13 protein-coding genes and 2 tRNA genes are annotated in these 18,469 nt (G+C 65.3%); 5 read left to right on the top strand and 10 right to left on the bottom strand.

Features of this window, described 5'->3' with window-relative positions:
* Window positions 1-236 precede the first annotated feature (236 nt).
* The 4 genes from ACCQ16_RS11205 to ACCQ16_RS11190 all read right to left on the bottom strand — a co-directional run bounded on the left by ACCQ16_RS11205 (window position 237) and on the right by ACCQ16_RS11190 (window position 1,389).
* Window positions 237-312, bottom strand: a tRNA-Glu gene (locus ACCQ16_RS11205).
* Window positions 313-359: 47 nt separating this feature from the next.
* Window positions 360-435: transfer RNA gene (locus tag ACCQ16_RS11200), tRNA-Ala, on the bottom strand.
* 91 nt (window positions 436-526) lie between these two features.
* Window positions 527-988, bottom strand: coding sequence for a c-type cytochrome (locus ACCQ16_RS11195; RefSeq protein WP_372379955.1), 462 nt, complete (start codon window positions 986-988; stop codon window positions 527-529).
* A gap of 8 nt (window positions 989-996) precedes the next feature.
* Window positions 997-1,389 carry a c-type cytochrome gene (locus tag ACCQ16_RS11190; protein WP_033479153.1) on the bottom strand — a complete coding sequence of 131 codons (393 nt, stop codon included), beginning with the start codon at window positions 1,387-1,389 and terminating at the stop codon, window positions 997-999.
* Between the two features lie 204 nt (window positions 1,390-1,593).
* Here ACCQ16_RS11190 and ACCQ16_RS11185 point away from each other — a divergent pair, with 204 nt between their 5' ends.
* The 3 genes from ACCQ16_RS11185 to ACCQ16_RS11175 are packed head-to-tail and all read left to right on the top strand — an operon-like array spanning window position 1,594 to window position 9,316.
* A complete protein-coding gene (locus ACCQ16_RS11185) occupies window positions 1,594-2,727 on the top strand; it encodes an efflux RND transporter periplasmic adaptor subunit (protein ID WP_372379954.1) in 1,134 nt (377 codons plus the stop codon).
* Window positions 2,724-6,233, top strand: coding sequence for an efflux RND transporter permease subunit (locus tag ACCQ16_RS11180; RefSeq protein ID WP_372379953.1), 3,510 nt, complete (start codon window positions 2,724-2,726; stop codon window positions 6,231-6,233). Before ACCQ16_RS11185 ends, ACCQ16_RS11180 begins: the two co-directional genes overlap by 4 nt.
* Entirely contained in the window at window positions 6,230-9,316 is a 3,087-nt protein-coding gene (locus ACCQ16_RS11175) for an efflux RND transporter permease subunit (protein WP_031422859.1), read from the top strand. Before ACCQ16_RS11180 ends, ACCQ16_RS11175 begins: the two co-directional genes overlap by 4 nt.
* 481 nt (window positions 9,317-9,797) lie before the next feature.
* Here ACCQ16_RS11175 and ACCQ16_RS11170 read toward each other — a convergent pair whose 3' ends face one another.
* The 5 genes from ACCQ16_RS11170 to zwf form a co-directional block, all read right to left on the bottom strand.
* Complete coding sequence (locus ACCQ16_RS11170) at window positions 9,798-10,457, bottom strand: bifunctional 4-hydroxy-2-oxoglutarate aldolase/2-dehydro-3-deoxy-phosphogluconate aldolase (RefSeq protein ID WP_008576680.1); 660 nt, start codon at window positions 10,455-10,457, stop codon at window positions 9,798-9,800.
* A gap of 52 nt (window positions 10,458-10,509) precedes the next feature.
* A complete protein-coding gene (edd, locus tag ACCQ16_RS11165; protein WP_008576679.1) occupies window positions 10,510-12,426 on the bottom strand; it encodes a phosphogluconate dehydratase in 1,917 nt (638 codons plus the stop codon).
* 131 nt (window positions 12,427-12,557) lie between these two features.
* The gene (pgl, locus tag ACCQ16_RS11160; RefSeq protein ID WP_014090237.1) at window positions 12,558-13,277 is read right to left on the bottom strand and encodes a 6-phosphogluconolactonase; all 720 of its coding nucleotides are present in this window, start codon (window positions 13,275-13,277) and stop codon (window positions 12,558-12,560) included.
* Window positions 13,274-14,281 (bottom strand): glucokinase, encoded by a 1,008-nt coding sequence (glk, locus tag ACCQ16_RS11155; RefSeq protein ID WP_005929801.1) that lies wholly within the window; start codon window positions 14,279-14,281, stop codon window positions 13,274-13,276. Before glk ends, pgl begins: the two co-directional genes overlap by 4 nt.
* A complete protein-coding gene (gene zwf, locus ACCQ16_RS11150) occupies window positions 14,278-15,708 on the bottom strand; it encodes a glucose-6-phosphate dehydrogenase (RefSeq protein WP_029819504.1) in 1,431 nt (476 codons plus the stop codon). The genes glk and zwf overlap by 4 nt, the downstream gene beginning before the upstream one ends.
* Window positions 15,709-16,127: 419 nt before the next feature.
* Between zwf and ACCQ16_RS11145 the strand changes: the two genes are divergently transcribed.
* Entirely contained in the window at window positions 16,128-17,216 is a 1,089-nt protein-coding gene (locus ACCQ16_RS11145) for an ABC transporter ATP-binding protein (protein ID WP_277572744.1), read from the top strand.
* Between the two features lie 132 nt (window positions 17,217-17,348).
* Here ACCQ16_RS11145 and ygfZ read toward each other — a convergent pair whose 3' ends face one another.
* Window positions 17,349-18,221: a CAF17-like 4Fe-4S cluster assembly/insertion protein YgfZ gene (gene ygfZ / locus ACCQ16_RS11140; protein WP_029819502.1), complete on the bottom strand. Its 873-nt coding sequence runs from the start codon at window positions 18,219-18,221 to the stop codon at window positions 17,349-17,351.
* Between ygfZ and ACCQ16_RS11135 the strand changes: the two genes are divergently transcribed.
* Window positions 18,123-18,431 carry a DUF1674 domain-containing protein gene (locus ACCQ16_RS11135; protein WP_014090240.1) on the top strand — a complete coding sequence of 103 codons (309 nt, stop codon included), beginning with the start codon at window positions 18,123-18,125 and terminating at the stop codon, window positions 18,429-18,431. The genes ygfZ and ACCQ16_RS11135 overlap by 99 nt on opposite strands.
* Window positions 18,432-18,469 lie beyond the last annotated feature (38 nt).

The raw sequence follows: 18,469 nt of genomic DNA, 5'->3' as shown, positions 1-18,469 counted from the left end.
CTCGTCAAGCGCTTGGATCGAGCGGGTGTTGGCAGCAGTAGTGGCCTGCCGAACAGCAGTGCGTGCGTATCGATGTGCACACCAAGCGCTGTGCCATCCGCGGCAGAGATTCAACTCTTTCTGTCCGCTGCATCATGGCGATGAACCGAGGCATCATGCCCAACGTCGCTCAGAACCGGATTCGGCCTGGTGACAGACAAAAAAAAGCCCCGGCAGTGCCGGGGCTTTTGGATGATTGGCGTCCCCACGGGGATTCGAACCCCGGTGTCCACCGTGAAAGGGTGGTGTCCTAGGCCTCTAGACGATGGGGACGCATATCAAAACCTCGTTGTCCACTTGAGACGGCCTAATGTCTGAAGTGGTGGAGCCAGGCGGGATCGAACCGCCGACCTCCTGCATGCCATGCAGGCGCTCTCCCAGCTGAGCTATGGCCCCACGAAACTGAGAACGAAATGATAGCGGCCTGTTAATGTTCGCGCAAGCGCTTTTTCATTCCGAATGAGACGGTGCGACGTTCGCATCGCACTCAGTTGACGCCGTGCAGATCGCGCAACTGCGTCTGACGCGCGCCGAAGTACGCCGCCAGGTCGGCGATGTCCTGATCGCTCAGCGCCGTGGCCTGGGCGGTCATCAACGGATGCTGACGGTCGCCGCTACGGTAGGCCTGCAGCGCATGCGCAAGATAGTCGCCGTATTGGCCGCCCACTTTGGGATAGCTGGGATCGATCGGCGCATTGCCATCGGCACCGTGGCAGTCCACGCAGCTCTGGCCGGTCGCCTTGCCCTTGGCATGGGCGAGTTTGTCGCCGGCGTCGGCGCGGCCGGTGGGCAGACCTGCCGACGAGCCGGAGCCGTGCTCGCCGCTGGCGTGGCCGGGGTCGCCAGCGGAATCGTCGGTGGACTCAACCTGGGATTGGGAACAGGCCGCCATCATCAGGGCAGCGACCAGGACGATGGCTAGACGCGGAGCGTGCAGGGCGTTCGGCATGTGGGCGCTTATTTGAGGGTGGACAGAAAGGCGGAGATGTCGGCGATGTCCTGCTCGGAAAAGCTCTGCGCCTGTGCCTGCATGGTTGGATGCTTGCGCTTGCCCTGGCGATATTCGGTCAACGCCTGGGTCAGATACTGGCTGGTCTGGCCGCCAATCTTGGGCACGCGATAACTGGGGTAGGCGTTCTTATAGCCGGTGACGCCGTGGCAACCCTGGCAGGTATAGGCGAGCAAGCGCCCATTCGACGGGTTGCCGGTCGGCGCGGCAGGGGTTGCCACCGCGGCAGCAGGTGCCGGGGGGGCCGGAGCTGCGGGTGTGGCTTGCGGTGTTGCTGATGCGCCCCCAAACGGCAGGAAGACGACCAGAGCGAGACAAGCGGCGAGCGGCTGCGGGCGCATGGTTTCGTATCCGGAAGACTGATTGAGCGTCCGCACGTGGGGGCGTGACGGAACCGGACCGAGTATGCCTGCGATTTGGCGCGGCGCAAACCGGGTGAATAGGCAAAGTTGAATAGACCATGACCTTTGGCGCATTGGCGGCATGTGCATCTGGGTGGTCTACTTGCCTACAACACCTGTTCACGCATCCACTAGGACACGACGATGTCGCCACTCTCCTTCTTGCCGGGTCGCAGCGGAACCTGCGCCGCTGCATTGTTGATCACCACGAGCCTGCTGCTGGGGGGTTGCAAGGCAGGAGAGGGCCAGGCCAAGACCGCCGAGGAAAAGAAGGCCGTCGATGCGGTGCCGGTGGAAATCGCCAAGGCCGCGCGCCGTGCGGTAGCCGCCAGTTACACCGGCACCGCTGCGCTGGAGCCACGTGCCGAGGCGCAAGTGGTGGCCAAGACCTCGGGCGTTGCGCTGTCGGTGATGGTGGAAGAGGGGCAGAAGGTGTCGGCGGGCCAGGCACTGGTGCGTCTGGATCCGGATCGCGCACACCTGGCGGTGGCGCAGAGCGAAGCCCAGCTGCGCAAGCTGGAAAACAGCTATCGCCGCGCCACCCAGTTGGTAGGGCAGCAGTTGGTCAGCGCCGCGGATGTGGACCAGCTCAAATTCGATGTCGAAAACAGCCGTGCGCAGCACCGGCTTGCATCGTTGGAGCTGTCGTACACCACGGTGCAGGCGCCGATCTCCGGCGTGATCGCATCGCGCTCGATCAAGACCGGCAACTTCGTGCAGATCAATACGCCGATCTTCCGCATCGTCGACGATGCGCAGCTGGAGGCCACGCTCAACGTGCCCGAACGCGAATTGGCCACGCTCAAGTCGGGCCAGCCGGTGACCTTGCTGGCCGATGCGCTACCGGGCCAACAATTCGTCGGCAAGGTGGATCGCATCGCGCCGGTGGTGGACTCGGGCAGCGGCACGTTTCGCGTGGTCTGCGCATTCGGCCAGGGGGCCGAAGCGTTGCAGCCGGGCATGTTCGGGCGCATCCGCATCGATTACGACCAGCGCAAGGACGCATTGGTGATCCCGCGCCTGGCGTTATTGGACGATGGCGAACCGGCAGTGTTCGTAGTGCGCAACGGCAAGGCCAGCCGGGTGCCGGTGAAACTGGGCTACGCCGAGGGGCCGTGGCTGGAAGTGCGGCAGGGCCTGAAGGAAGGCGACCAGGTGGTGACTGCCGGCAAGGTGGCGCTGCGCGACGGCACTGCGGTGCAGGTGATCGGCCAACCCGATCGCAAGCCGGTCGCGACCAAGGCCGCTGCGCCCGCACATGATGAGACGCACGCATGAGCGAGAACGGCAAACCGCACGGACCCGTGCATGATCCGCACGCACCAGTGCCTGGCGGCGGTGGCCTGGTGGCCTTCGCCACGCGGCGGCGTGTGACCATCGCCATGATCACCGTAACGATGCTGCTGTTCGGACTGATCGCGTTACGCAGCCTCAAGGTCAATCTGCTGCCCGACCTGAGCTATCCCACGCTCACCGTACGCACCGAGTACACCGGCGCAGCGCCGGCGGAAATCGAAACGCTGGTGACCGAGCCGGTGGAAGAAGCGGTCGGCGTGGTCAAGAACCTGCGCAAGCTCAAGTCGATCTCGCGCACAGGGCAGAGCGATGTGGTGCTGGAGTTTGCCTGGGGCACCAATATGGACCAGGCCAGCCTGGAGGTACGCGACAAGATGGAGGCCTTGTCGCTGCCGCTGGAAACCAAGCCGCCGGTACTGCTGCGCTTCAATCCTTCCACCGAGCCGATCATGCGGCTGGCGTTGTCGCCCAAGCAGGCGCCGGCCTCCGATACCGATGCGATCCGCCAGCTCACCGGCTTGCGTCGCTATGCCGACGAAGACCTGAAAAAGAAGCTCGAACCGGTGGCCGGCGTGGCAGCGGTGAAGGTCGGCGGCGGGCTGGAAGACGAGATCCAGGTCGACATCGATCAGCAGAAGCTGGCGCAGCTCAATCTGCCGATCGACAACGTGATCGCCCGGCTTAAGGAGGAGAACGTCAACATCTCCGGCGGTCGGCTGGAAGAAGGCTCGCAGCGTTACCTGGTGCGTACGGTCAACCAGTTCGTGGATCTGGACGAGATCCGCAACATGCTGGTGACCACCCAAAGCAGCAGTGGCAGCGCGGCCGAAGCGGCGATGCAGCAGATGTACGCCATTGCGGCGTCCACCGGTTCGCAGGCGGCGCTGGCGGCAGCGGCCGAAGTGCAGAGCACCTCCTCCTCGTCCAGCAGCAGCATCGCCGGCGGCATGCCGGTGCGGCTGAAGGATGTGGCGCAGGTGCGCCAGGGCTACAAGGAACGCGAGGCGATCATCCGCCTGGGCGGCAAGGAAGCGGTGGAGCTGGCGATCTACAAGGAAGGCGATGCCAACACCGTGTCCACCGCCGCGGCGCTGCGCAAGCGCCTGGAGCAACTCAAGGCGACGGTGCCGGGCGATGTGGAAATCACCACGATCGAGGACCAATCGCACTTCATCGAGCATGCGATCAGCGATGTCAAAAAAGATGCGGTGATTGGCGGCGTGCTGGCGATCCTGATCATCTTCCTGTTCCTGCGCGATGGCTGGAGCACGTTCGTGATCAGCCTGTCGTTGCCGGTGTCGATCATCACCACGTTCTTCTTCATGGGCCAGCTGGGGTTGAGCCTCAACGTGATGTCGCTGGGCGGGCTGGCGTTGGCCACCGGCCTGGTGGTGGACGATTCGATCGTGGTGCTGGAGAGCATCGCCAAGGCACGCGAGCGTGGCCTGAGCGTACTGGACGCGGCCATCGCCGGCACCCGCGAAGTGAGCATGGCGGTGATGGCGTCCACGTTGACCACCATTGCGGTATTCCTGCCGTTGGTGTTCGTCGAAGGCATCGCCGGGCAGTTGTTCCGCGATCAGGCATTGACGGTGGCGATCGCGATTGCGATTTCGCTGGTGGTGTCGATGACGCTGATTCCGATGCTGAGCTCGCTCAAGGGCGCGCCGCCGATGGCGTTCCCGGACGAGCCGAGCCATCCGGATTGGCGGCCCGAGCAGCGCTGGCTCAAGCCGGTGGCGGCCGGGCGGCGCGGCGCCGGTGCGAGCGTGCGTTATGCATTCTTCGGTGCGGCGTGGGCGGTGGTGAAGGTGTGGCGCGGGTTGAGCCGCGTGGTGGGGCCGGTGATGCGCAAGGCCAGCGACCTGGCGATGGCGCCGTATGCCCGTGCCGAGCGTGGCTATCTGGGGATGTTGCCGGCGGCGCTGCGGCGTCCCTGGTTGGTGCTGGGGCTGGCCGCGGCGGCGTTCATCGGGACAGTGTTTCTGGTGCCGATGCTGGGCGCGGATCTGATTCCGCAGCTGGCGCAGGATCGCTTCGAAATGACCGTCAAACTGCCTTCCGGCACGCCGCTGGCGCAGACCGATGCAGTGGTGCGCGAGTTGCAGCTGGCGCACGACAAGGACCCGGGCGTCGCCTCGCTGTACGGCGTCAGCGGTAGCGGCACGCGCTTGGATGCCAACCCCACCGAGAGCGGCGAGAACATCGGCAAGCTCACCGTGGTGATGGCCGGTGGCGGCAGCCCGGCAGTGGAAGCGGCGGCGACCGAGCGGCTGCGCAGCAGCATGGTCGGGCACCCGGGCGCACAGGTGGATTTCGCGCGGCCGGCGTTGTTCAGTTTTTCGACACCGCTGGAAGTGGAACTGCGCGGCCAGGATCTGGGCGAGCTGGAACGCGCCGGGCAGAAGTTGGCCGCGATGCTGCGCGCCAACGGCCACTACGCCGACGTCAAATCGACGGTGGAAGAGGGCTTCCCGGAGATCCAGATCCGTTTCGACCAGGAGCGCGCTGGTGCCTTGGGGCTGACCACGCGGCAGATCGCCGATGTCATCGTCAAGAAGGTACGTGGCGATGTGGCCACGCGCTACAGCTTCCGTGACCGCAAGATCGATGTGCTGGTGCGTGCCCAACAAGCCGACCGTGCCAGTGTCGATGCGATCCGTCAGCTGATCGTCAACCCGGGCAGCAGCCGGCCGGTGCGCCTGGCGGCCGTTGCCGAGGTGTTGGCGACGACGGGGCCGAGCGAGATCCATCGTGCCGACCAGACCCGCGTGGCGATCGTGTCGGCCAGCCTGAAGGACATCGACCTGGGCGGCGCGGTACGCGAAGTGGAAACGATGGTGCGCAACGACCCGCTCGCTGCCGGCGTGGGCATGCACATCGGCGGGCAGGGCGAGGAGCTGGCGCAATCGGTGAAGTCGCTGCTGTTCGCGTTCGGCCTGGCGATCTTCCTGGTCTATTTGGTGATGGCTTCGCAGTTCGAGTCGCTGCTGCATCCATTCGTCATTCTGTTCACCATTCCGTTGGCAATGGTCGGTGCGGTGCTGGCCCTGCTGATGACCGGCAAGCCGATCTCGGTGGTGGTGTTCATCGGCCTGATCCTGCTGGTGGGCTTGGTGACCAAGAACGCGATCATCCTGATCGACAAGGTCAACCAGCTGCGCGAAGACGGCGTGCCCAAGCGCGAGGCGCTGATCGAAGGTGCGCGCTCGCGCCTGCGGCCGATCATCATGACCACCTTGTGCACCTTGTTCGGCTTCCTGCCGCTGGCGGTGGCGATGGGCGAGGGCGCTGAAGTGCGTGCACCGATGGCGATCACCGTGATCGGCGGGTTGCTGGTGTCGACCTTGCTGACCTTGCTGGTCATCCCGGTGGTGTACGACCTGCTGGATCGCCGTGCCGATGCGTACTACCTGGAGCGCGGCCGGCGCATGGCCGGGCAACGTGCACAGGCGGCGAGCAATGCCGACGGACTGGGGGCGCTATGAGCGTTGCCGCCTTCAGCATCCGTCGCCCGGTCACCACCATCATGTGCTTCGTGTCGCTGGTGGTGGTGGGCTTGATCGCCGCGTTCCGGCTGCCCTTGGAGGCGCTGCCGGATATTTCCGCGCCATTCCTGTTCGTGCAATTGCCCTACACCGGCTCCACGCCGGACGAGGTGGAGCGCAACCTGGTGCGGCCGGCCGAGGAAGCGCTGGCAACGATGACCGGTATCAAGCGCATGCGCTCGACCGCCACCGCAGACGGCGCGAACATCTTCATCGAATTCTCCGACTGGGACCGCGATATCGCCATCGCCGCATCCGATGCGCGCGAGCGACTGGATGCGGTGCGCGACGATTTCCCGGAGGATCTGCAGCGCTTCCACGTCTTCAAGTGGTCCAGCAGCGACGAGCCGGTGCTCAAGGTGCGCCTGGCCAGCCAGACCGATCTGACCGGCGCGTACGACATGCTCGACCGCGAGTTCAAGCGGCGCATCGAGCGCATCCCCGGCGTGGCCAAGGTGGAGATTTCCGGTGCGCCGCCGAACGAGGTCGAGATCGCGATCGCACCGGATCGGCTCACCGCGCACGACCTCAGCCTCAACGATCTGAGCGAGCGCTTGGGCAAGCTCAATTTCTCGGTGTCTGCAGGCCAGATCGACGACAACGGCCAGCGTATCCGGGTGCAGCCAATCGGCGAACTGCGCGACCTGCAGGAATTGCGCGAGCTGGTACTCAATGCCAAAGGTGTGCGGCTGGGCGACATCGCCGAGGTGCGGCTCAAGCCGACGCGCATGAATTACGGGCGGCGCCTGGATGGGCGCCCGGCCATCGGCCTGGATGTCTACAAGGAACGCAGCGCCAATCTGGTGGAGGTGTCGAAGGCGGCGTTGAAAGAGGTCGAAGACATCCGCGCCCAACCGGCACTGCGCGATGTGCAGGTCAAGGTGATCGACAACCAGGGCAAGGCGGTGACCTCGTCGCTGGCCGAACTGGCCGAAGCCGGCGCGGTGGGCCTATTGCTCTCGATCACGGTGTTGTTCTTCTTCCTGCGGCATTGGCCATCGACGCTGATGGTGACGTTGGCGATCCCGATCTGCTTCGCCATCACCTTGGGCTTCATGTATTTCGTCGGGGTCACGCTCAACATCCTGACCATGATGGGGTTGCTGCTGGCAGTGGGCATGCTGGTGGACAACGCGGTGGTGGTGGTGGAAAGCATCTACCAGGAACGCGAGCGCATGCCCGATCAACCGCAGCTTGCCGCGCTGCTGGGAACGCGCAGCGTGGCCATTGCGCTCAGCGCCGGCACCTTGTGCCATTGCATCGTGTTCGTGCCGAATTTGTTCGGCGAAACCAACAACATCAGCATTTTCATGGCGCAGATCGCCATCACCATCTCGGTGTCGTTGCTGGCGTCGTGGCTGGTGGCGATCAGCTTGATTCCGATGTTGTCGGCACGCATGAAAACGCCGCCGATGGTGACCTCCGAGCACGGCGTGATTGCGCGGCTGCAGCGCCGTTACGCCAAGGTGCTGGCGTGGACGTTGGCGCACCGCGGCTGGAGCGTGACCGGCATCATCCTGGTCAGCGCGATCAGCCTGGTGCCCATGAAGTTGACCAAGGTCGACATGTTCGGTGGCGACGGGGGCAACGAAGCCTTTATCCAGTATCAGTGGAAAGGTTCGTACACACGTGAGCAGTTGGGCGAAGAAATCGGCCGTGTCGAAAACTATCTCCAAGCCAATCGCGCCAGGTACCACATCACGCAGATCTATTCGTGGTTCAGCGAAGTGGAAGGCAGCAATACGGTGGTGACCTTCGATGCGAGCAAGGTCAAGGACCTGCCGCCGCTGCTGGAAAAGATCCGCAAGGAGCTGCCGCGCTCTGCGCGTGCCGATTACAGCATCGGTAATCAGGGCGATGGCGGCAATGGCAACCAGGGCGTGCAGGTGCAGTTGGTCGGCGATTCGACTGATGCACTGAAAGCGCTGGCCGACGATGTGATTCCACTGCTGGCGCAGCGCAAGGAGCTGCGCGATGTGCATGTGGATACGGGCGACCGCACCAGCGAGCTGGCGATTCGTGTCGATCGCGAGCGCGCGGCTGCCTTCGGATTCAGTGCCGAGCAGGTGGCCAGTTTTGTCGGGTTGGCATTGCGCGGCACACCGCTGCGCGAGTTCCGCCGGGGCGACAACGAGGTGCCGGTGTGGGTACGGTTTGCCGGCGCCGAGCAGAGCAAGCCGGAAGATCTGGCCAGCTTCACCGTGCGCACCAAGGACGGCCGCAGCGTACCGTTGCTGAGTCTGGTGGAGGTGCAGATCCGTCCGGCCGCCACCCAGATCGGGCGCACCAATCGGCAGACGACGCTGACGATCAAGGCCAATCTCGCCGAGAAGGTCACCATGCCCGAGGCGCGCGCAGCGATGGAAGCGCCGCTCAAGGCGATGAGTTTCCCGGCCGGTTACAGCTACACCTTCGACGGCGGCGATTACCAGAACGACGGCGAGGCGATGAACCAGATGGTGTTCAATTTGGTGATCGCGCTGGTGATGATCTATGTGGTGATGGCCGCGGTGTTCGAGTCGCTGCTGTTCCCGGCGGCGATCATGAGCGGGGTGCTGTTCTCGATCTTCGGGGTGTTCTGGCTGTTCTGGATCACCGGTACCTCGTTCGGCATCATGTCCTTCATCGGCATTCTGGTGCTGATGGGCGTGGTGGTGAACAACGGCATCGTGATGATCGAGCACATCAACAATCTGCGCCGCCGCGGCATGGGGCGGACGCAGGCGCTGGTCGAAGGCTCACGCGAGCGTTTGCGGCCCATCATGATGACCATGGGCACCGCGATCCTGGCGATGGTGCCGATCTCGCTGACCAGCACCACGATGTTCAGCGACGGCCCACCGTACTTCCCGATGGCGCGCGCCATCGCCGGCGGCCTGGCGTTTTCGACGGTGGTGAGCCTGCTGTTCCTGCCGACGATCTACGCGATCCTCGACGACATGAGCAGCGGTGCGGCTGCGCTGGTACAGCGTGCGCGTGGTGTGCCGAAGGCGAGGCGGTCGAGCGCTGCGTTGGAATCGTGAACGAGGTAAGGCGTTAAGCCCCTCTCCCCCCCCCGGGAGAGGGGTTGGGGTGAGGGTACGGTTGCTTCCTTCGGTTCGTACGACAACCAAAGCACCTGACCGCCAATCAGCGGCTCCGGTAAGGGGCGACAGCGCAGCCGGGGATCGGCTCTTCGGAGCGACAGACATCCTGTCTGACGCGCCGTCGCGACACCTCCGTGCGCCGCTCTCCGCCGATCCCCGGCCGCGCTGCCGCTTCGGTATGTCATTGCCGTGGCTTCGAGCAGATCGGTGTGCCATCGCCATGACCTTGAGCAGAAAAGCCACGCGCTCAAGGATGCTTCGAAAGATTTTTTTCGGCCTACGGGCGAACACTGCAGTGATCGCCGTCATGCAGGATCACTCGATCTCCAATGCCGTCCTTAGCGAATCCGTACATCTGTATCGACGTACAGATTCGAAGTCATCCAACGATCAACCCGCTGGAGATGGCGTCAGCGCGTCAGCCTGCACGCACCTGCCGCACGATCGCCGCCGCCTTGGCCGAACTTTCCTTGACCTTGTCCCACTGGCCCTGCGCCAGCCAGTCCTTGGGCACCATCCACGAGCCGCCGATGCACAGCACGTTCGGCTGCGCCAGGAACTCGGCGGCGTTGGACTCGCTGATGCCGCCGGTGGGGCAGAGCTTGAGCTCGGACAACGGGCCAGCCAGGCCCTTGAGCATCTGCAGACCGCCCACGGCGGTGGCCGGGAACAGCTTGCAGACGCGAAAGCCCAGGCCCATCAACGTCAGCAGCTCGGTCGGGGTGGCCGCGCCTGGAACCGCCGGGATCGGTGCATCCGCCAGCAGGCGCGCCAGCGGCGCCGGCGTGCCGGGGGTCACCAGAAAGTCTGCACCGGCATCCACCGACTGGCGCAGTTGCAGCTCGCTGAGCACCGTGCCGGCGCCGATCACGATGTTGGGCAGCTCGCGCTTGAGCATCGCCAGCGCATCGATGGCAACCGGCGTGCGCAGGGTCAGCTCGATCGCGGGCAGACCGCCTTCGAGCAGCGCATCGGCGACGCGGCGCGCCTGGTCCAGCGTGTCCACGGTGACCACCGGCAGGATGCCGGCATCGCGCAGCAACTGTTCGGCGGTGTTCTGGGTCTGGGCAATCGTCATTGCAACTCCGGGTGACGGCGACCGCCGGAGCGGCCGCAGAGAGGGAAGGGGGTCAGGCGTCCTTGGACTCGTGCGGTGCTGCCGCAGCGGCAGCATCGGCACCGAGTTCGTACTCGGCGTCGTAGCTCCACAGCGCACCGTCCGGATGGGTCGGGCCGCAGGAAATCGAAATCGCGCCCTGGTCGGCGGGGCCGACGACCTGGCGGTTAATGGCGAACAGATTGCGGCCCAGGTCATTGCCGGCAACGGACGTATTGGGCGCAACCTCGCGCGATGCCCATTCTTCGGCCGAGACCAGCACTTCCAGGGTGCCGGCTTCGCCGTCCAGGCGCACGATGTCGCCTTCGCGTACGCGCCCGATCGGGCCGCCGCGTGCCGCTTCGGGCGTCAGGTGGATTGCGGCCGGGAACTTGCCCGAGGCACCGGACAGGCGGCCGTCGGTCACCAATGCCACGCGCCGGCCCTGGTTCTGCAGCAGGCCCAGCAGCGGCGCCATCGAATGCAGCTCCGGCATGCCGTTTGCGCGCGGGCCCTGGTAGCGCAACACCACCACGAAATCGTGCGGCAACACGCCGGCGGCATGCAGTTTGTTGAGCACCTGCGGCGTATCGATCACCACGGCCGGCGCCTGGATGCTGCGATGCTGCGGCTTGACTGCCGACAGCTTGATCAACGAGCGACCGAGATTGCCGCGCAGCAGGCGCAGCCCGCCTTGCGATTCGAAGGCATCGCCGACCGGACGCGCCACGCTGTCGTCGGCGGTGGTGGGAGTGCCCGGCACGTAGGTCACCTTGCCGTCCTGCAGGCGCGGCTCATTGATGTAGGCGCGCATGCCGCCTTCCACCACGGTGGGTAGGTCGTCGTGCATGTAGCCGGCGTCCATCAGCTCGCGGAACACGAATGCCGTGCCGCCCGCGGCCTGGAAGCGATTCACGTCGGCTTCGCCGTTCGGGTAGATGCGCGTCAGCAGCGGCACCGTCTGCGAGATCAGGTCCATGTCGTCCCAGGTCAGCACGATACCGGCCGCACGCGCCACTGCGATCCAGTGGATGGTGTGGTTGGTCGAGCCACCGGTCGCCATCAGCGCGACCACGGCGTTGACGATGGCGCGCTCGTCGATCAGGCGACCGAATGGGCGGAAATCTTCGCCCAACGCCGAGATTGCCAATGCGCGCGCGGTGCCTTCGCGGGTCAACGCATCACGCAACGGCAGCTCCGGATTGACGAACGAGGCGCCGGGCAGCTGCACGCCCATCGCTTCGAGCAAGACCTGGTTGGAGTTGGCAGTGCCGTAGAAGGTGCAGGTGCCCGGCGAGTGGTAGGACGAGGCCTCGGCTTCCAGCAGCTCGGCGCGCGTGGCTTCGCCAGCGGCGTAGCGTTCGCGCACTTCGGCCTTCTGCTTGTTCGGAATGCCCGGCGTCATCGGCCCGGCCGGCATGAAAATCGCCGGCAAATGGCCGAACGCCAGCGCACCGATCAGCAGGCCCGGCACGATCTTGTCGCAGACGCCCAGGTACACCACGCTGTCGAACATGTCGTGGCTCAGGCCGATGGCTGTCGCCTGGGCGATGTTGTCGCGCGAAAACAGCGACAGCTCCATGCCGGCGCGGCCCTGGGTCACGCCGTCGCACATCGCCGGCACGCCACCGGCCACCTGTGCGGTGGCACCGAGCGCGCGGGCAGTCTCGCGGATCAGCTGCGGGTAGTGTTCGAACGGCTGATGTGCCGACAACATGTCGTTATAGGCAGTGATGATGCCCAGGTTCGGCGTGGCCGCACCACGCAGGCGCGATTTGTCGCCCGGCTCGGACGCAGCGAAGCCATGCGCAAGATTGCCGCAGCTCAAGCGGCTACGGAACGGACCCTCACGCAGGGCAGCATCGAGACCGGCCAGATACGCTGCGCGCGAGGGAGCGCTGCGCTTGCGGATACGGTCGGTGACGGCTTGGATATTCGGATGCAGGCTCATTGGCTACCGGCTATGAGAAACAGGGGGGAAGAAAATGCTCTTTTAATTCCCCGCACATGGATGTGCGGGTTTTTGCGAGGAACTCGCATCGCATCGGCTGTTGCGAAGGATTCGCATCAAACCACTCGCATTCAAGCACACCAATGCACCCGCAACCGCGGACCAGGCTGCTGCAGCGCCACGCGGATGGGATATTCGTTGACATCGTCGCCTGCCAGCGCAGCCTGCAGCACGTCCAGCTTCTGCTTGCCGCGCAACAGCAGCAGGCGCGTCGGAATGCTGGCAAGCCCTGCAGGTGTGAGGGTGATGCGTAACGGCCATTGGTTCGAGCCCGGGCAGCCGGTGGCATCCAGCGAGGCATACGGCTGCGGGCTGGCCAGCGCCTTGGGCAGGTCGGTGGCCCCCGGGAACAACGACGCGGTATGCCCGTCGCCGCCCATGCCGAGCACCGCCAGGCAGGCCGGTTCGGCATGCTTGGCCTGCAGGTTGGCGGTGTGCACGCATTCGGGCAATTGCTTACCTGGGCGAACCAGCGGGATGAAGGTCGCGGCCGGTGCGTGGGTCAGGAAGCTGTGATTCACCAGCCAGGCATTGCTGTCCTGATCCTGCGGCGACAACCAGCGCTCATCGACCAGGCCCACTTCCACCCGCGACCAGTCCAGCGGCCGGTGGGCGAGGGACTCGTACACTGGCGCAGGCGTGGTACCGCCGGACAACAGCATGCGTGCCTGGCCGCGCCGGGAGATTTCCTGCTCCAGCAGGTCGGCCATTTCGCTGGCCACCGCCTCGGTCCACTCGGCCGGGTCGGCGTAGCGCACCAGGGCGATGCGCGGGTTGTCCTGCAGGTTCATCGCTGCTCCCCGGGGTGCTGACGTTGTGCATCCACCGCGTATGCGGCGGCGCCCAGCAGGCCGGCATGCGGGTGCATGACCGCCAGCGATGGCACCTTCGACATGATCGCGGAGAAACGGCCCTTGTGCTCGAAGCGCTGGCGAAAGCCGGAATGCTGGAGCGAATCCAGCACCTTGGGCACCAGCCCGCCGGTGAGGAACACGCCGTCCCAGGCGCCCTGCATCAGCACCATGTCGCCGGCGATCGCACCGAAAATGGCGCAGAACAGGTCGATGGTGCGCGAGGACCGCGGGTCGCCCGCGGCCGCGCGCGCGGTGATGTCCTTGGGTTGCAGCGGGCCGGGATCGACGCCGGCGATCTCGCTGAGCGCGCGATGGATGTTGACCAGGCCAGGGCCGCAGATCAGCCGCTCGTTGGAGACCCGGCCGAACTGCTCGGACAGGATTTCCAGGATGCGGATTTCTTCCGGCGTGCCGGGCGGGAAGCTGACATGGCCGCCTTCGGTTTCCAGCGGAAAGCAGCGCCCGTTGCGAATGATCAGGCCACCCACGCCCAGGCCGGTGCCCGGGCCGATCACGCCATAGTTGCGCGCTTGATCGATCGGCGCCGGCCGCCAGCTGGCGCCGCCCACCTGCACCACGTCCTGCGGGCGCAGCAGGCTGATGGCCATGGCCTGCGCGGCAAAGTCGTTGATCAGATGCAAGGTACTGAAACCCAACATGGTGGCGGTGCGCGAGCGCGAGATCACCCAGGGATGGTTGGTGATGCGCGCCTCGTCGCCATCCACGCGGCCTGCCACGGCGAACACGCCCTGGGTGGCCTGCACGCCGATCTGGTCGAGGTAATAGCGCGCGGCTTCGCCCAGCGAACCGAAGTCCACCACGGCAAATTCGCGCGAGGTGTCATCCAGCAACGGCACCGAAGCGTCGACATCGGCCAGCGCGAAGCGCGCATTGGTTCCGCCGATATCGGCAACCAGCACCGGCTTGGAAGGAGCGGTCATGCGTTGTTTCCCTGTGCGTCGGTGGCCGGGGGCAGGAAGTGGGCGGCAGATTCGGGCCCCCAGCTGCCGGCCGGGTAGGGCTGCAGCGGCAGCGCGGCGTCTTTCCAGGCGTCGCTGACGCTGTCGATCCACGACCACGCCGCCTTGACCTCGTCGTCGCGCACGAACAGCGCGGGGTTGCCGTTGAAGGCGTCCACAAACAGACGTTCGTAGGCGATACGACGGTGCAGGCCAGTCGGCACCGACAGTTCCAGTTCCAGCGGCTGCAGTTCGATCGCGCCCCATTCCGGGCCAGCCAGGCTGCTCATCAGGCCGAGTTCGATGTTTTCCTGCGGCTGCAACTGGAAGGTCAGGCGGTTCGGCACCGCATTCTGGCGGTCGGGGCGTTCGAACAGCCAATGCGTCACCGGCTTGAGCGTCACCACGATGCGGGTGGAGCGCTCGGCCAGCCGCTTGCCGGTGCACAGGTGGAACGGCACGCCGGCCCAACGCCAATTGTCGATATGCGCGGTGACGGCGACAAAGGTTTCCACGTCGCTGCCTTCCGGCGGGTGGTAGGCCTGCGCCGGCTGTCCGTTGATGCTGCCGGCGGTGTAGCGGCCGCGCACGCAGTCATGCGCGGCGTGCTCGGCGGTCATCGGACGCAGGGCGCGCAGCACCTTGACCTTCTCATCGCGGATGCGGTCGGCTTCCAGCGAGGCCGGCGGCTCCATTGCCACCAGGCACAACAGCTGCAGGATATGGCTCTGCACCATGTCGCGCAGTGCGCCGGAGCGGGCGTAGTAGGCGTCGCGCCCGTCGACGCCTTCGCTTTCGGCGACCAGGATCTGCACCGACTCGATGTAGGTGCGGTTCCAGACCGCCTCCAGCAGCGTGTTGCCGAAGCGCAGCGCGATCAGGTTCTGCACCGCCGCCTTGCCCAAGTAGTGGTCCAGGCGGAACACGCGGTCCTCGTCGATCAGCGCGCCGATCGACTGCAGGATGTCGCGGGCGCTGTCGGAGTCGTGGCCGATCGGTTTTTCCAGCATCAAGCGATGCGGTGCCGCCAGCGCGCCCCCCAGCGCCAGGCCCTGGCAGGTGCTGATGTACAGGCCCGGCGGGATCGCCAGGTAGCTCACACAGCGGCGGCTGGCCAGCTCGCGGACCGCATTGGCCACCGACTCGGCATCGCGCAGATCCACCGAGCGGTAATCGATTCGCTGCAGCAGCGTGTCGATCTGTTCGGCGGTCGCGATCGGCAGTGCTTCGGTCAGGCGCGGCCGCAGTACTTCGCGAAATGCATCGGTGTCGTGGGGCGACAGCGCCAGCGCACGGATGCGGAAGTCCTCTGGCAGCAGGCCGTCGATGAACAGGCGCAGCAGGGAAGGAAAGAGATAGCGCTGGGCAAGATCGCCGGTGGCGCCAAACAGGATCAGGGTGTTGTGCATGGACCGCGTTTCAGATTCTGGAGACATCGTTATCAGCAGCTTGTCGGAAAGGCGCCGGTCGTCCGGCGGTCGGTACGTCTGTTCCTGAGCGACACTTGCGTGCGCGCAGCGGGGGATGGACGCTGACACCCAGTCCCGGATTGTTGCAGCAACTGGCGATCAGCGGTTAGCGCCATGGCGGCATAGCTGCACCTGCGTGATGGCATGCCATGCGTTGTGCGGCGAGCTGCACTGCAGGCAATGCGTCATACCTGCGTGGCGGCATGGTCCTCCAGAGATCGATGTTGCCATGTGAAAACGATTACATGTCAGAATAAACCAATGCATTCGTTTGCAGGGAATTCCTCGCAAGCGCATGCGGCGTCACCGCCATCGGGAGGGCCGAGGGCAGGGCGCACAACTTACGTTGAGGCCGAACGATGGCGAAAGTGCAGTTGGAAGGTGTCCGCAAGGTCTACGACAATGGCCAGGTGGCGGTGCAGGGCGCAAGTTTCGAAGTGGCCGACGGCGAGCTGATGGTGCTGGTCGGGCCGTCCGGCTGCGGCAAATCGACCCTGTTGCGCATGATCGCCGGGCTTGAAGACGTCAGCGCCGGCACGCTGAAGATCGGCGAGCGCGTGGTCAACGACGTGGCGCCGAAGGATCGCGACATCGCCATGGTGTTCCAGAGCTACGCGCTGTATCCGCACATGACCGTGGCCGAAAACCTGGCGTTCGGGCTCAAGCTGCGCGGGCATCCGAAGCAGGTCATCGCCGAACGCGTCAACAACGCCGCAGAGCTGTTGGGCCTGACGCCGATGTTGGACAAGCTGCCCAAGGCGATGTCCGGCGGTCAGCGTCAGCGCGTGGCGCTGGGCCGGGCGATGGTGCGCGAATCCTCGGTGTTCCTGCTCGACGAGCCGCTGTCCAACCTTGACGCCAAGTTGCGCCACAGCGTGCGCACCGAGATCGCGCAGCTGCACCGCAAGCTTGGCACCACCATGATCTACGTCACCCACGATCAGGTCGAAGCGATGACGCTTGGCCAGCGTATCGTGGTGCTCAAGGATGGCGTGATCCAGCAGATCGACAGTCCGATGGCGCTGTACGACCGTCCGGCCAATCTGTTCGTGGCCGGGTTCCTCGGCAGCCCGGCGATGAACGTGCTGCAGGGGCGTCTGGACGCGCAGGACGGCCTGCACCTGGTCATGGCCGATGGCTGGCGCGTGCCGCTGGGTGCGGCGCGGGTCGATGCGGCTTGGTTCGGCCAGGACGTGATCGTCGGTGTGCGCCCGGAGCACTTGCAGCCGTCCGACGATGCGGTCCTGGGCTTCGATGCGCGGGTCGATGTGATCGAGCCGGTCGGCAACGAGATCTTCCTCAATCTCGACCGTGGCGGTCAGCCGCTGGTGATCCGTGTCCCGCCGCAGAGCTTGCCGGCGGTGGGCCAGCCATTGCGCCTGGCATTGCGCAGCGAGGCCTTGCACTTTTTCGATCCAGCTACTGGCCAGCGGCTGGAGGCGGCTTAGGCAAACTGGTCAACAGCGACGCAGCCGCCAGACGGGCACGGCCGGCGCTCGGAATTGGCGGGTGTCGTTGGGCCACTGCGTGCTGCGCGATGCCCACGCCCGCCTGGCACGGCTCGCTGCGTTTTTTTGCCGCTAACGCTCCAGCCCCGTCGTGAGTGCGCGTGGGCGGGCGCCATGCGTGCCTGCCTGCAACGCGGTACCGGGGTCCAGCGTCAGCTCCAACGGCAATACCGCCAGCGCGAGGTTGCCGGCCACGCTCACCACCGTGCCGATCGCGCTACCGTCCAATGCGACGGCATCGCCTGCATCCACGGCCGCATCCGTTTCAAGCAGCTGCAAGACGCGCTTGGCCTTGCCCAGGAAGTGCGTCCGCGCCACGATTTCCTGGCCCGGGTAGCAGCCTTTCTTGACGCTGTACGCCTGCAGGCGGTCCAGTGCCAACTGCTGCGGCGTCCACTGTTCGCGCTGGCTCTCGACCAGGCGGGCGAGCCCCAGTTGCAGATCGGTCGTCCGCCACTGCGCCTGTGCGCTCGGCAGTTCGATAGGCATCGCCAATGCATCCGGGCTGTAGAGCAATAGCGTGCGCGGCAGCGCTGCGCTACCCAGATCCAGCTCGATACGCTGGGTTCCGATATGGGCTTGCGCGGCATGCGCGTGTTCCGGCGCTACGAAGCCGCCGTAGGCGAGCAGCGCGGCAGCGCTGATTTTCAGCTTGCGGCGGAACACGAAACGGCTGAGTTGCGCGGCGATCTCGGCCGCGTTGCCGTCCGGCAACAGCATCAGCAGGTGTGCGTCGTCCTCACGCAGGAGTGCGAAGATGGCAATCACGCGCCCCTTCGCCGTCAGCCACGCGTTCCACTGCCACTGCCCAACCGCCAGCGCCTGTACATCATTGGCAAATTGGGCATGCGCAAACGCCACTGCATCCGTACCGGCCAATCGGACGTATTGCATGTCGTGCAGGGAGCCAAAACCCTGCGGAATAAGATTCAGGTTGTCAGCCACGGAAGGGGAGGACTAAAATCGCCAAGTTGTGAGAGCACTATGATAGGCCATCCAACCCCCACCCCAGCGCAGGATTCCGAGACGCAGCCTTCTTCTCAGGAGCATATTCCCGAGAAAAAGCCACTGCCGAAGGAGATTGGTGGGCGCGACGGCCCCGAGCCAACGCGCTACGGCGACTGGGAAAAAAATGGACGCTGCATCGATTTTTGAGCAGCTTTTAGCCACAGCGGCCTAGTGCCGCCCAGCCG

The organism is Xanthomonas sp. NCPPB 1062, from assembly GCF_041481705.2.
Lineage (GTDB): Bacteria > Pseudomonadota > Gammaproteobacteria > Xanthomonadales > Xanthomonadaceae > Xanthomonas > Xanthomonas euvesicatoria.
This window is presented reverse-complemented; position numbering and strand designations above follow the sequence as displayed.

Excerpts from the sequence above, each read along its gene's own strand:
- ACCQ16_RS11135 (WP_014090240.1), top strand. The coding sequence starts at position 18,123 with ATGCGCAAACGCCACTGCATCCGTACCGGCCAATCGGACGTATTGCAT.
- zwf (WP_029819504.1), bottom strand. The coding sequence starts at position 15,708 with ATGCACAACACCCTGATCCTGTTTGGCGCCACCGGCGATCTTGCCCAG.
- glk (WP_005929801.1), bottom strand. The coding sequence starts at position 14,281 with ATGACCGCTCCTTCCAAGCCGGTGCTGGTTGCCGATATCGGCGGAACC.
- edd (WP_008576679.1), bottom strand. The coding sequence starts at position 12,426 with ATGAGCCTGCATCCGAATATCCAAGCCGTCACCGACCGTATCCGCAAG.
- ACCQ16_RS11170 (WP_008576680.1), bottom strand. The coding sequence starts at position 10,457 with ATGACGATTGCCCAGACCCAGAACACCGCCGAACAGTTGCTGCGCGAT.
- ACCQ16_RS11195 (WP_372379955.1), bottom strand. The coding sequence starts at position 988 with ATGCCGAACGCCCTGCACGCTCCGCGTCTAGCCATCGTCCTGGTCGCT.
- ACCQ16_RS11185 (WP_372379954.1), top strand. The coding sequence starts at position 1,594 with ATGTCGCCACTCTCCTTCTTGCCGGGTCGCAGCGGAACCTGCGCCGCT.
- pgl (WP_014090237.1), bottom strand. The coding sequence starts at position 13,277 with ATGAACCTGCAGGACAACCCGCGCATCGCCCTGGTGCGCTACGCCGAC.
- ACCQ16_RS11180 (WP_372379953.1), top strand. The coding sequence starts at position 2,724 with ATGAGCGAGAACGGCAAACCGCACGGACCCGTGCATGATCCGCACGCA.
- ACCQ16_RS11190 (WP_033479153.1), bottom strand. The coding sequence starts at position 1,389 with ATGCGCCCGCAGCCGCTCGCCGCTTGTCTCGCTCTGGTCGTCTTCCTG.
- ACCQ16_RS11145 (WP_277572744.1), top strand. The coding sequence starts at position 16,128 with ATGGCGAAAGTGCAGTTGGAAGGTGTCCGCAAGGTCTACGACAATGGC.
- ACCQ16_RS11175 (WP_031422859.1), top strand. The coding sequence starts at position 6,230 with ATGAGCGTTGCCGCCTTCAGCATCCGTCGCCCGGTCACCACCATCATG.